The following is a 13,676-nucleotide window of genomic DNA, read 5'->3' as shown; positions in this document are numbered from 1 at the left end:
TAACATTGTATTGAAGCGAGGCGAAAATGGATAAGGATGCTGCTATCAATTCATTTATTAAGGCAAATTATAAACTACTAACTAATAAAGAGATATATGATAAAACAACTTATAAAAAGTTGAAGCATGAGTACTTTGTAAACAAATGCAAACTGTCCGGTTCAGTTAAGGATAAAGAAATCGTTGACAAATTAATAGTATTACTTATAAAAAATCATTCTATTAAAAGTATTGAAGATCTAGGAAAATATATGTTTAGTATTCCATTTATTAAGAATACTAATGTGCAAGTTGAAGAATATGACTTATTACTTAAACAGCTTAATAAAGAATTCACAGACATGCAACTATTAAGAAATCTTGAAGACGATAAAAAAATAGAATTATTAAAAAAAGATATTATTCAGAAAAGAGAACCAGAACTTATAGCAGAAATTGAAAAAAAGAAGCTTGAGAAGGATCAACTCGATAAAGAAATATTTTCAATTCTTGATGATATAGTTTTCGAAGAGCCAAACGAAAATGAACTAGGTGTTAACTCACTAGAATGGTGGGAGGAATTAAATCTTATATCTAATCCTTTCCCAAGTTCTAATGGCTTCTCTATGATCGAAGAGAATCTTTTTGAAAGAATATTAGTCGGTACTGAACCATTTCAATGGATGTGGAAAAAATTAACTACCAATACATTTGATTTTTTTGGTAAAGGATTTTTAGTTGAAGGAGCATTAGGTACAGGGAAAACCACTTTTTATGATTACTTTAAACCACAATTCATATTACGAAAAATCGAACCTGTACGAATTATAATTCCAGAAAAAATGAACGTACCTCAATACAATTTAGATTTTGAAAATCAATTAACTAAAAAAATAAAAAGTATTTACCATACGCAGAATATTAAAGTTGATAATACTGATTATGAAGAACTTATGATGGAACTTCAAATATCTAAAAGAACTGTTGGTTTTGTTATTTATATTGATGATTTACACAAGAATATTAATCAAACTATTGTTTTTGATTTTCTATCCTCTCTTCAACTATATAAAAACAGATTTCATGATAACTCAATAAATATAGCTTTTTTTATTTCTGGATTACCTGAATGGCGTGAAAAAATTAAGTTAGATCAAAAATTAACTTCTTTCTTTGATGCACCTCTCACTATTAATATGCCACAAATATCACCAGAACAAGCTGCGGAGGCTATTCAAAAACGTTTATCAGCATTTTCAAAAACAAATAATCGTTCATTCCAAATTAGTAAGAAATTTTTACAACATATTTTTGGTATGGAAGAAAAGAAAAGAGTAATTGTAGGTTTTCGCGCATATATTGAAGCTGCAAAGCAACATTTTGAGACCAAACAATTTAATGTATTAGGATTAGCTCCTTCAATTATTCCTGCGGCATTATTATCTAATATAAAAGAATATTTAGAAAATGATAAATTCTTTAAAGAATCCTTAAATAAGTTAATCTTTTCTGGGGGTAAAATCAGTAATAAAACATTAAATAAATGTATCGATTTACTTAGACATATTTACCTTGATTCATATATTTTAGAAATTGATGCGCATTTTGAGAACAAAAATAATCTAATGATATTAAAACGTCTAGCGGACTCAAACCTATTGCTTAAAAGCAAAGCTGAAAAAGGAGCATGGAAGGTACATCCAATACTAGTCGAGCTGAATAATAGTATTAAAAGTAATTATGGGTATTCACTTGAAGATTATTTAGTTCAGCTATATGGTATAAATGAGGATAGAAAACCATCAGAAACTAATGATTCCAGTATCCATTACAGAAAAAAAATAAAAACTTTTTCAGCAATTCTCTCACCAACTCATTATTCCACTCTTGAAAGAATAGTAGACGAAATATTGGTTTTATATAATTCAGATAAAGAATCAGAAGATGGAATAATACAATTTTTAGAGAAAAATAAATTTAACTTCGAGCGAATCAAATACTTAATTAATTCCTTTGCCTTCTATATTCTGGATTTAGAGACCCCCTCACTATCTGATGTATTTGGTAAAAATGAAATTCGTAATTGGTCCTTACGTTTTAGAAATTTAGAATACCTTCCAGATTTCACTAAGTTAGTCGAAAATGAAAATAAGTCATTATCAAGAGATGATTCATATGCTGCACGTGTTATTAGCTCTGCTTTAAAAACATTTGAAGAATTATTTAATGAATTGGAATCTTCCATCCACGCGCGCCAGCTTGTCAGTGGAATCCCGTTGAAGAACTTCAATAAAAAATATATTAAAAATTTATACTTATTAGCAGATCATATAAAATCACAATCATTAGAAGATGAAACTTTCTTTGAAGCTTCTCGCAAGTATTGTCATAATATTGAATATAGTTATAAAGAGTATTTATTTATTTCTTCTAAACTCATTCTAGGAAGTAAAAGATATGAACATTATCCCGAAAATATTATTAAAGATTTTGGTCGTAATTATGTTGGTCCCGAGGACTGTTATAATGAATTTAGCAATATTGAAAGAAGTGGTTTTTCAAAAATATTTTTAATCCCTTATCCAAATAATTCCACCTTTTATAAATATATTATTCAGCCAATAACTGATTTATGGAATAGTAAAGACTTAGGTACATTTTATAATTTGTTTATTGAATTTGATAAGATACTATCGCACAACGAGAAAGAAAAAATCCCGTATATTAGAAAGAATATTAAACAATTTATCAATCTATCCTCTAAGTTATTATCCGATTTTTCGGATCGTTTATTTAATATAGTCTATAGTGATTCGTTCATATATTCTAAAGGAGATGATATAATTATTACTTATTCAAAAAAACCTCGCGGTTCAAATAAAACTATTGAAACTGATACTAAATATATTAAGTCTTTACCTGCAGATGTTGCACATTATAATATCTCAACAACAGTAAAAGAATCTCAATTATTTATAGATTCATTTTTTACTGAAAATAAATTAGAATTAGATTTATCAAATCTTGATGATGTTAGAAGGATTGTCCCCGGTAATAAATATCCTGAGCAGATAGGTACACTTTGTTATTTAATTAAAGAAAAAAAGATTCTACCACTTCAGATATATGGTTTACAATATTACTTTATATTGCCTAATAACTAATTAATCCAAATTAATATTTTATGTATTATCCCAATACGTCAAAATCCTTCTCGTTTAAATTGTGTTTCTTCATTTAATAATACGCAATAAACATTATCCAAAAACGTAAAAGTTTCTGTATACTCATAATAAAATTATTTTATCAATATGTGACTCACAACTAGTAACTTAAAATCTTTTCATTTCCTTTTTACAAACATTATTTTCTCTAAATTATCTTCCCCCTCGCCGTAAACTATTCTTATTCTGCAGTCTTTTCTAATCGCTTCCTCCAAAATCTCGCCCGCACGCTCATATCCGAAAGAGAATACCAAAGCGCCTGCTGTTTGTGATCCCTTATTTTTCTCTGGAAACATTTTCGAATATTTTTCTTCTATATTATGTAATCATCATAATTCATTAATTGATACCTTCTTTATAATTATCATCTATTTGTTATGTTAATAAATGGAAACATTCAGAATTAATTTATAAAACAAATTCTCAATTAGTCAATTTCTCAAAATCCTTCTCATTCAAGCTTGTCCTGAGCGAAGCGAAGAATCTCAATCTTCAATCTTAATTAAGTCTTTATCTGTGAGGTTATATCTCTTCATGTAGTACTCCTCCGTAAACCTTATCCCCACATCCTAAAGCGCAATCTGGTAAAAAAATAATTTATCTGTATTGCTCAATTCACAATCTTTTATTTAACTTCTTCTGAGTCTTGTATTCAATAATATCCGGAAGACAATTTGTCGTTTGTCGGGAGTTAATATTTAGTTGTCTGTCTATATTGTCTTTTTTATTCGTGAAAATTTAATTATGGTAAAAGAATATTTTTTTAATTAAATTAAAAATGAAATGATCATCATTAGGAACAGGACATAATTTTCATCCTTAACTTTATGAATCATTATCAAGAATATTATCGCGTTTCCGCTCTAATCCATTGGAATATTTCCCAATGGACTGCTTTATCCCAAAATGCCCTTCCTGAAATGAACATAATATCTTTTTTGTTTTGCATAACCACTTTTAATTTCTAAGTTTCTTAGGATAGGGGATTATGGATCCTGTTAGAATTTATAAAGTCCTTTCAAAATATTTAAGTTTTATTGTTTCCTTAATAGGGCTTGGCCTTTTTATCGGTTGGTTCTTCAACGACTCGATTCTCGACCAGTTTTATTTTAAAAACGATGTAATGAAACCAAGTTCATCTATTTCATTTATCCTCTCCGGAATTTGTCTCTGGCTTCTTAATAGTTCAGAACGAATTAAATGGAGAATTCAAATTATCAATGCCGGTGCAGTAATAATATTAATTATAAGCGGATTAACACTGTTTACAAGTTTTTTTAAACTGGAATTTGGTATCGATTCTCTTTTTGAATCGATAAGCCCCATTAAAAAAATAAATTCTATTGGAATGGCACCTGCTTCTGCGGTTAATTTTTTTATTATCGGGTCCTCTATTTTATCTTCTCGCAAGCTTAACTATAATGCTCTGAAAATCCTTGTCGCTCTAATCATCCCGATCTCTTTGTTCGCATTTCTTAATTATTTTATCGATAGTCAATCCCTTCTCTACCCGGATAATTTTACTCCTATTTCCTTATTATCTTCAATCTCTTTTCTCCTTTTTGCTGTTGGATATTTTTTATATCTGTCGGAAAATAATGCCAATTTATTAGGAAGTAACTTCTCCAGATTTAAAAATGTGTGGAGTCCTTTCCTTTTAACTGTTGTGTTAATTACACTAGCTTCTCTTCTTAGAATATGGCCCTTACATTCATTAGGTGCAAGAACTATGTGGGTCACTTTTTATCCGGCAGTTACTTTAGTTGCTATTTACGGAGGATTCGGTCCTGGTCTGTTTGCTACCTTTTTTTCATGCTTCGTAATTTTGTTTTTATGGCCCATCTTTGTTGCTGTCCCTTTTATTAAAGATAATGGCGATTGGCTTAGTATGGCAATTTATATAAGTACCTGCGGAATTATTTCATACATCGCTGAAGTTGCACTCCGTAGCAAAGAGAAAATTAAACTTATTAATAAGCAGTTGTCAGTAGTCAATATTGAATTTGAAAAAGAAATTGAAACTAGACAGGCGGCGGAAAAAGAAATTAAACAACTTAACCTGGAACTTGAATCTAAAGTCTTGAAAAGAACTGAAGAACTGGAACAAGCAAATAATATCTTAAGAAAAAGTGAAGAAAGGTTTCGCTCTACTCTTGATAATATGTTGGAGGGATGCCAGATCATCGGATTCGACTGGCGTTATATTTATCTAAATGATTCTGCTGATAAACATAACCGTCGTCACAAAGATGAACTCCTTGGAAATAAGTATACTGATATGTGGCCCGGAATTGATCAACTTGAGATTTACCGCATAATTAAAAAAACTATGGATGAACGTATTACTCAACATATTGAAAATGAATTCAATTTCCCGGACGGCTCCAAAGGATGGTTTGAGCTTAGCATTCAACCCGTGCCTGAAGGAGTTTTTATTCTTTCTTATGACATTTCCGATCGGAAGAAATCTGAAGTGGAATTACATAATCTAAATCTTGAACTTGAACAGCGGATTAAACAACGTACCGCTGAACTCGAAACCGTAAATAAAGAATTGGAAGCGTTTTCTTATTCTGTCTCACACGATCTTCGTGCTCCCCTCCGGCATATAAATGGCTTTGTTAAGTTGTTGCATGATTCCAATACTTCCAATATGGATGCAAAAAGCAAGCGGTATCTAAAAATAATCACGGCCTCTGCAAATGAAATGGGAATTCTAATCGACGATTTATTGAATTTCTCTAAAATGGGCAGAGCTTCTCTTAAATATTCTATTATCGATTTTAACTTCCTGGTTGGAAATGTTATAACGGAAATTAAGAATTCTTCCGAAAACTCTAATATTGAGTGGAATTTATGTCAACTTCCATCTCTTTCCGCAGATTCGTCATTGATGAGAGTTGTATTCGTTAATCTTATTAATAATGCTGTTAAATATTCTAGAAAAGCATCCTCACCAATAATTGAAATTGGATCCTTCAGCAATCCGGATAATAAAATAGTTTTTTATGTTAAAGATAATGGTGCTGGATTCGATATGAAGTATGCTCATAAATTATTTGGTGTCTTTCAACGACTTCATTCTGCTGAAGAATATGAAGGCACTGGCATAGGTCTCGCAACTGTTAGAAGAATTGTCCATAAGCATGGTGGCGAGACCTGGGCTGAAGGCGAATTTAATAAAGGTGCTACTTTTTATTTTTCACTTCCTTTTAACAGCCATTGATATGAAGCATATTTATTTTTAGTACTAATCTTTTTTTATTTGATAAATCTTTGGAGTTTTTATGAAAAAGTTTAAAAGAATTCTTTATGCCGAAGATAATCTAAAAGATAGAGAACTTACATTAGCGGTTTTTGAGGAACATAAACTCGCCAATGATATAATTTGTGTCTCTGACGGTGAAGAAGCTTTGGATTATCTATTTAAAAGAGGTAGGTACTCTAATATTGAAAACAACCAGTTGTCGGTTATCTTATTGGATATTAAAATGCCTAAAGTCGATGGCATTGAAGTATTGCGCCAGATCAGAAGTGATAACAACCTGAAACATGTCCCGGTCGTTATTCTTACTTCTTCACGCGAAGAAAGAGATTTGATCGAAAGCTATAAATTAGGTGTCAATGCCTACGTTGTCAAACCGCTTGATTTTAATGAGTTTGTTGAAGCTGTTAAAAATCTTGGTCTTTTTTGGGCTTTAATTAATGAAACAATTTAAATATAATTTCTTCAATATATCTTTATTCGTACGATTTATTCTGTAATTCTTTCGTAGGAGTTATTATGGCAAACAAAGTTCGTATTCTGCATCTCGAAGATAATGAATTTGATTCTGAACTATTAATATCTACTTTGACCGGAGAAGGTATCAATTTTTATGTCCAACGGGTTTCTCATAAAAAAGAATTTATTGATGAAGTAACTTATAATAATTACGATTTAATTATCTCCGATAATGCACTGCCCGATTTTAATGGTATTGAAGCTTTACGCCAGGCTAAACGTATTCAACCTTCAACTCCGTTCATTTTTCTTTCCGGAACACTTGAAGAAGATATTGCTATTGAAGCTATGAGATGGGGTGCTTCCGATTATGTCCTGAAAGATAAACCTTCCAAGTTAGGTCTTACAATTAAAAGAGTATTAAATGAATTCGAAAGGAAAAAGGAATTAGATCTTGCAAATAAAAAAATTCAAGAGAGTGAAGAAAAATATCGTCTCATTACAGAAAATTCAGCCGACGCAATATTTGTTACTAATCCGCAAGGTGAATATGTTTATGTCAATCCGGAAGCTACTAAGCTGCTCGGTTATTCCAAAGAAGAATTACTGCAAATGACTATTCTAAATCTTGCTCCTCCTGATTTAATTAATGATTACTTGAATCTGTTCCAGAAGGTCATTAATGATAAAAGAGCTTTTTTTGAACTTGAACTTCAGAAAAAAGATGGTTCGATTCTTCTGGTCGACTTAAATGCTGTTGTTCTTCCGAATGGTTTTATTTACGGAAGTTGCCGCGATATTTCGGTTAGAAAAATGGCTGAGAATGAAATTATTAAAGCTAAGGAAAAAGCTGAAGAAATGAACCGCATGAAATCTTATTTTCTTTCAAATATGAGTCATGAATTAAGAACTCCTATGATCGCTATTATTGGTTACGCTGATTTACTTCGCGAAGAAATTGTTGAATTAGAACATAAAAAAATGCTCGATGGAATTGTGGAAGGGGCAACTAGATTAATTTCTACGTTCCAGAATATCCTGGAACTTTCAAGGTTCGAATCTTCTTCATCCAATTTGAAAACTTCTGTTTTTTCTTTACAGGATATTATAGAGGAATGTCTTGACCCGCTTTTTAAAATTGCAGCCCGTAAAAATCTGTATCTTAAAACCGTTATGCCTTCTAATAAAATACTTGTTGATATCGAACCGGGTATGTTTAAAAATGCTGTTTTTCAATTAGTTGATAACGGAATCAAGTTTACCAAAAATGGAGGAGTAATCGTTAAGGTTAGTTCAAAAATTATTAATGACCAGATTAGAGCTTTAATTGAAATCACCGATTCAGGTGTTGGTATTAAACCAGAAGATATTAAAAAAATATTTGGTGAATTTAGGCAGGCAAGTGAAGGACTTAATAGATCCTTTGAAGGATTAGGCGTTGGACTCCATTTAGTAAACAAGATTATTGAACTCATGAATGGTGAAATTAGTGTTGATAGCCAGGTTGGTAAAGGTACCTCTATTACAATTTCACTTCCTGTTAAATTAACAGAAGAAGAACTTTCTAATGAAATTGCCTTTAGGAATAAGACTTCCGCTGTTGAAGAACTGTCTGTAAATCAAATTGATAAAAAACCTTCTGTTCTTCTAGTGGAAGACAATCCTTTAAATAAAGATGTTATTCATTATTACATTAAGGAAAACTACTCAATAACAGATTGTTCTGATGGTATTTCTGCTCTGGTTATTGCTGCACGTTCCTTATATGATATTGTGTTGATGGATATTAATTTAGGTGATGGAATTGACGGTATCGAAACACTTAATAGATTACGGCGTATTGATAATTATTTAAATATTCCGATAATTGCCGTTACTGCTTACGTTATGCCTGAAGATAGAGAAAGAATCCTTAATCAGGGATTTGATGGTTATCTCCCTAAACCATTCACAAAAGAAACAATTAATAAATTATTAGGTAAATATCTGAAGTAATGCCAAAAGCTGACTTAGAAATAAAATATTGTTACTTTTTATTGTAATTATTGTGTAACTATTTTTTATCTCACAGAATTATTATTCATTTACTTTCCTGATTTTATAATCTACCGTATTCAGATTATACCTCTTATTAAAGTACTCCTCCGTAAACCTTATTCCCATGTCGTAAAGAGTTTTATCCCGCTGGACAGTTTCCTCTATAACGCTCTCTTTCTTCGTAAGCTTTATTCTGGGACCAATATCCAGCCCGTAATTTATCTTCACATAATAATCGAAGAGGGTATTCAGGCTCTTCTCAATAAGCTTCTTATCCCTAACACCCATAAACTCCAGCATCTCCCGGTGCGTCTCGGCCGCCTTATAAGATCCCACTTTCCCGATATCCAGCGTCAGCGTTTCCGTTAAAATTACTTTGGATATCTCCGAATTGTAATGCGTAATTATGTTCGAGAACAAACCGCCCACCTCATATTTCATAGATTCCTTAAACTCAATCGGTATATCGTCTCTGAACGCCGCCACGTTATTCTCTGTTATTTCGGTCAGCTTATTCACAAGTTCGTCAATCTGCGCGTCCGTAAAAGTGCTCGGATACCTCGCAAGGAAGTAGGGAGTACCGAACTTCTCAGCCATAAGCTGCCAGTATTCTATGGCAGCCCTCTTAAAAATCACAGGCCAGTAGCATTTCGATAAAAGCTTTTCGCCGTAGGGATTAGTATACTTCGGATTATTTCTAGTAATAATGAATTTATACTCAGGAAGTTTCTCACCCTCTTCATATATGTAATAAAATCTTGATCCTGATCTTGATCCTGCTCTTGATCCTGCTCCTGCTCTTGATCTCAACCTCAGTATGTTATCGCTGTCATAAATGAACCACTCCTGCGGTTTCTCCTCGAGCTCCACGGGAACTATCTTGCCGTTTATTTTCCTATACTCTATCTCAGCCACTTCATATCCGTAAAGTATACAGTCAAGCAATTGACTCGCTATTTTCTGCAGATCCAGGTTTCTGGTAATCTCAATCGCCTCTTTTTTAATCTCCTCATTCTCGTATTGGATTTCCCAGCCCATCTGCATCACCTGCATTTTCCGTTGTGTAATTGCAGCCGACAAATGCCCGTCTCTAATAAGATCCCTCAGAATCTCATAATCATATCCGTTCTCGGCAAGAATCTTATCCGGATCGGGCAGATATCCGTTTACATTCACACCCATCTTCTTTCGCGAGACAAATATTTTCAGCAAATGCTGCACCTTTTTCAATATCGATTCTTTCATTTCATCTATCTCCTATATTAATAATTCTTCCTTAACGACCTCAAATAAATTGCTTTTGTTTTTGTACCTTAAAATAATTGCGCCTGCCTTATTTCATTTGGCCTTAAAAAAATGGCGTAAAAAGAATGAATGAGGAATGCGTTAAATGGAAATTTTTGTTTGAACCCCGCATTCAAATTAATTATAAAATAGCGGGGGAGTTTAATTTCCATAGCATTACGAATGAAATTCTTAGCCATTTTTTTTCAGCCTTGATTTTTTGTTACTTTTTTATCAAGAAAAAAGTAATAGCTCTCATTTTTTTTGTGCATGTTCTGGCGCCTGCCCCTTTCCGTTCAGCGGGGAGAAAAGAAGAGCAAAGTAATTACAATATGAATTTCATAACCTCTACCTATTAGGTCTATACTTAAAATATTTCTCACTCTTCACTTTTTTACTGACTATAATGTTCTCGCGGAATTCCAAATTCCGCGACTTTATGTAATTCAGAAACTGTGTCGCCGCATCTACCTGATCGTCATACTCTCCGTTTGGAAATTCTTCAAGTTCATCCAGAAAACTTTTAATCCAATTGCTGTTTCCTTTCAGTTTTACCTTACCCGCTTCAATAATAGGAGTAATCGAATGCACCCTTGCAAGCTTGTCTTTATCCGGTTTAATCGGTTTAACTGGAATCCTAGTTTCCCTTTGAATCTCCTGGATTAAGCTTATGCCGCTCGATTTATCCTCAATCAGAATTTCATTTGGTCCGTAAGTGTTGAACAATTCCACCGCTTTCTTTTTAAGCTCTGGAAATTCCACCCGGCCTCTCCAAACATCTTCCAGATAATATCCCTCATTCGTTACAATCCAGGTCTGGCAGACGGAATAGTCATTCTCTTCTTTCTCTTTGAACGCGGTATCCCAGCTTTGTATCGATGCCACAAATCTCTTGCTGTTAAGGTCATTCTCTTCATAATATCCGAACCATTCTCTTTTTATAATTCTTTCGGTCAGCTGATCAATGAACTCCGCGTATACTTCCTGATCGCGCAGGGCAGGGGAGACTTCCTTTTCATACTCTTCAAGTTCCTTTTTATCAATCATCGGATTGTCATAAGAAGTGAATCTATAGCTTTTCCATCCCTCTTTACTCTCAGCTTCATAGTTGAATAATTCATAGAATAGGTGTGTTTCATCTCCGGATTTTTTCCCTTTCGGTGTACCGCCGATAATCGCTCTTGCCTTCTTCTCAAACATCATCGGTCTAATCGATTCTTCCCACAATCTTCTGTTCTTCAAAATTATCCCGGCTTCATTAAGCATCACCAGATCATATCCGAATCCCTCGATATTCTCAGGCCTGTCCGCACTCCTGAAATCGCAGTATGAATCTTTCAAATACAGTATTGATTTAGTCCTATTAAAGCTGTAAAACCTTTTTGGTATCACTCTTAGAATTGGCTGAAAATATCTTTCCATATACCTAATTATATTTGAATAAGTCGTATCCACCCAAAGCGCTCCAATATCGTTATTTACCAATTCATCAATCATATATCTAGCCATTCCTGCCGTCAAACCAAACCTTCTTCCTTTCGCAATTACTTTGACTCTTTCTTTACTTTTATAAAAAATCTCAAGCTGTTTTTCATGATTCCCTAATTCAATGTTTACAATATTCTCATTCATATGAATATTCATTATTGACCTCAAAAAAATTGCGCATAGAAATTTGACGAACGGAATGAAAAGCAGAAATTGCTGTCTGACGATCCCGCTTTCATAAACTATTTATAAAAAGTGCGGGGGAGGAGTTCAATTTCTGCCATGAAGTGAATCAAATTTCAGCAATTTTTTTGCAGTCTTGATCTTTTGTTACTTTTCTATCAAGAGAAAAGTAAATAAAATCATCATTTACATATTTTGTTCTTTGTACCATCCTCTTTAATTCAGTTTATTAATTGTCTTAAGTAAAGAATTGATTATTCATTTAAAACTGCTCAATCCTTTTTACTATAACATTAAACTTGAACGGTTCGCCTGTCTTCTCCTCGAATAATCTATGGTACTGAGCAAGTATTTTTAATGCTTCAATTTTATTATGCAGTTTAATCGACTTCCGCTTACCGTCTTTTGTATCTGCAATTGTCACTTCAGAAATTGCGCCCATTAATTCATTCGGTATTTCATGCGAATCCTTTATTGTTATTCCCTCCTTCATTATCGTTATGTAATCTGTTATCCGCGAAAATCCCACTACCGCCAGCTCCCGGATAATCTTCTCCTGATCGTTTTTGTAATTGTCATATATCTCCCCAATACGCTTCGATAATTCGTTCCTAAGGTTAGCATTGGTTAGCATCCTGGAAGCTGTTACCTTGGCCGATTTAACCGAATATCCCGCGCGAATGGCGGCCTGTTTGCCGTTCAAATCCTTTAAGTACTCATTCAGGAAGATTCTCTGCTTTTCCGGTATCTCGCTTTTACGGCTCATATTATCAAACTTGACAATTATCTATATTAAATTAACATTTTATTTGCTATTAATGTCAATTATTGTTAAAATATGTCAAGAATAATGTCAAGTTCGGAGCATTAAATGAAAATCGGCATAATTAATATTTTCGACTCCATTTCCACCTTCGGCATCTCCTCTAAAAAAATCCTGGCAATCCTTTCCGACTTTAAGGAAAAGAACATCACTGAAATAGAAGTCCGAATCAACTCCGCGGGAGGATCTCTGTTCGAAGGATTCTCAATCTTTAATCAGCTCAGGGATTTCGGAAACGTTCACACAATCGTCGACGGCGTTGCCGCCTCAGCCGCTTCTCTAATTGCCCTTGCCGGCAGTAAAGTCTCGGTCTATAAGAACTCCTATCTCTTCATTCACAATCCCTGGTCTCTCGCGATCGGTGATCATAACGATATGGAATCCGCTTCCGAGGATCTCAAGAAGTTTACTCAGACTATCATAGATCTCTATAAATCCAAAACTGGTTTATCCGAAGAGGAACTGAAGGACTTCTGTACTAAAAACACTTTCCTAAATTCTGATGAATGCCTCAGCTACGGTTTTGCCGATGATGTGATCGATAACTATCCTGTCAAAAAGTTTGTCGCCCTCAGCTCTCAGATATTCGATCCGGAAGATATCGCCGCATCAGAGTCAGACGGCTTAAATCAAACCGGTACTAACCAGAACGATATTAACCGGAAGCTCCTTGAACTCGGCAATTCTATTACTTTGCTTCAGAACAATATTGACCAGCTAAATTCTCTAATGAATCTTTCCGATGAAGAAAGAAAAATTCTCTCCGATAAGGAGATCTTCGCAAAACTCTCTAATCCGGAACCATCCTATTTTGCATTTTCTGCAGAATCCGGCTTGACGGAAATTCTTAACACAAAGCTGAATGACGGTAAGTTTACCCCGGCGTTTGTAAAATCATTCTCGGAATTATTAAACTCAATTTCCAATATTCCAT

9 protein-coding genes are annotated in these 13,676 nt (G+C 33.5%); 5 read left to right on the top strand and 4 right to left on the bottom strand.

All coding sequences use genetic code 11. The annotated features are described in order from the left end of the window. Positions 1-26: 26 nt before the first annotated feature. Positions 27-3,143, top strand: coding sequence for a hypothetical protein (locus PLZ15_14695; protein HOI30991.1), 3,117 nt, complete (start codon positions 27-29; stop codon positions 3,141-3,143). A gap of 179 nt (positions 3,144-3,322) precedes the next feature. On the opposite strand, the gene PLZ15_14690 is transcribed toward PLZ15_14695, so the two are convergent. Then, positions 3,323-3,499, bottom strand: a complete 177-nt coding sequence (locus tag PLZ15_14690; GenBank protein HOI30990.1) for a hypothetical protein — start codon at positions 3,497-3,499, stop codon at positions 3,323-3,325. 692 nt (positions 3,500-4,191) lie between these two features. Here PLZ15_14690 and PLZ15_14685 point away from each other — a divergent pair. The 3 genes from PLZ15_14685 (at position 4,192) to PLZ15_14675 (ending at position 8,922) form a co-directional block, all read left to right on the top strand. Then, positions 4,192-6,429: an ATP-binding protein gene (locus tag PLZ15_14685; protein HOI30989.1), complete on the top strand. Its 2,238-nt coding sequence runs from the start codon at positions 4,192-4,194 to the stop codon at positions 6,427-6,429. A gap of 61 nt (positions 6,430-6,490) precedes the next feature. Beyond that, the gene (locus tag PLZ15_14680; protein ID HOI30988.1) at positions 6,491-6,922 is read left to right on the top strand and encodes a response regulator; all 432 of its coding nucleotides are present in this window, start codon (positions 6,491-6,493) and stop codon (positions 6,920-6,922) included. Between the two features lie 65 nt (positions 6,923-6,987). Further along, positions 6,988-8,922 carry a response regulator gene (locus tag PLZ15_14675; GenBank protein HOI30987.1) on the top strand — a complete coding sequence of 645 codons (1,935 nt, stop codon included), beginning with the start codon at positions 6,988-6,990 and terminating at the stop codon, positions 8,920-8,922. Positions 8,923-9,003: 81 nt separating this feature from the next. On the opposite strand, the gene PLZ15_14670 is transcribed toward PLZ15_14675, so the two are convergent. The 3 genes from PLZ15_14670 to PLZ15_14660 form a co-directional block, all read right to left on the bottom strand. After that, entirely contained in the window at positions 9,004-10,209 is a 1,206-nt protein-coding gene (locus PLZ15_14670; protein ID HOI30986.1) for a DUF935 family protein, read from the bottom strand. A gap of 387 nt (positions 10,210-10,596) precedes the next feature. After that, positions 10,597-11,892, bottom strand: a complete 1,296-nt coding sequence (gene terL, locus PLZ15_14665) for a phage terminase large subunit (protein HOI30985.1) — start codon at positions 11,890-11,892, stop codon at positions 10,597-10,599. Between the two features lie 289 nt (positions 11,893-12,181). After that, on the bottom strand, positions 12,182-12,685 hold the full coding sequence (locus tag PLZ15_14660; protein HOI30984.1) for a terminase small subunit: 504 nt from the start codon (positions 12,683-12,685) through the stop codon (positions 12,182-12,184). 105 nt (positions 12,686-12,790) lie between these two features. On the opposite strand from PLZ15_14660, the gene PLZ15_14655 reads away from it, so the two are divergent. Further along, a partial coding sequence (locus PLZ15_14655; GenBank protein HOI30983.1) for a Clp protease ClpP occupies positions 12,791-13,676 on the top strand: 886 nt, incomplete at its 3' end.

This window comes from Melioribacteraceae bacterium, assembly GCA_035362835.1.
Lineage (GTDB): Bacteria > Bacteroidota > Ignavibacteria > Ignavibacteriales > Melioribacteraceae > DSXH01.
This window is presented reverse-complemented; position numbering and strand designations above follow the sequence as displayed.

What these genes read in the sequence shown, in the direction of transcription:
- PLZ15_14670 (HOI30986.1), bottom strand. Translation starts at nt 10,209, where the DNA reads ATGAAAGAATCGATATTGAAAAAGGTGCAGCATTTGCTGAAAATATTT.
- PLZ15_14675 (HOI30987.1), top strand. Translation starts at nt 6,988, where the DNA reads ATGGCAAACAAAGTTCGTATTCTGCATCTCGAAGATAATGAATTTGAT.
- PLZ15_14685 (HOI30989.1), top strand. Translation starts at nt 4,192, where the DNA reads ATGGATCCTGTTAGAATTTATAAAGTCCTTTCAAAATATTTAAGTTTT.
- PLZ15_14680 (HOI30988.1), top strand. Translation starts at nt 6,491, where the DNA reads ATGAAAAAGTTTAAAAGAATTCTTTATGCCGAAGATAATCTAAAAGAT.
- PLZ15_14690 (HOI30990.1), bottom strand. Translation starts at nt 3,499, where the DNA reads ATGTTTCCAGAGAAAAATAAGGGATCACAAACAGCAGGCGCTTTGGTA.
- terL (HOI30985.1), bottom strand. Translation starts at nt 11,892, where the DNA reads ATGAATATTCATATGAATGAGAATATTGTAAACATTGAATTAGGGAAT.
- PLZ15_14660 (HOI30984.1), bottom strand. Translation starts at nt 12,685, where the DNA reads ATGAGCCGTAAAAGCGAGATACCGGAAAAGCAGAGAATCTTCCTGAAT.
- PLZ15_14695 (HOI30991.1), top strand. Translation starts at nt 27, where the DNA reads ATGGATAAGGATGCTGCTATCAATTCATTTATTAAGGCAAATTATAAA.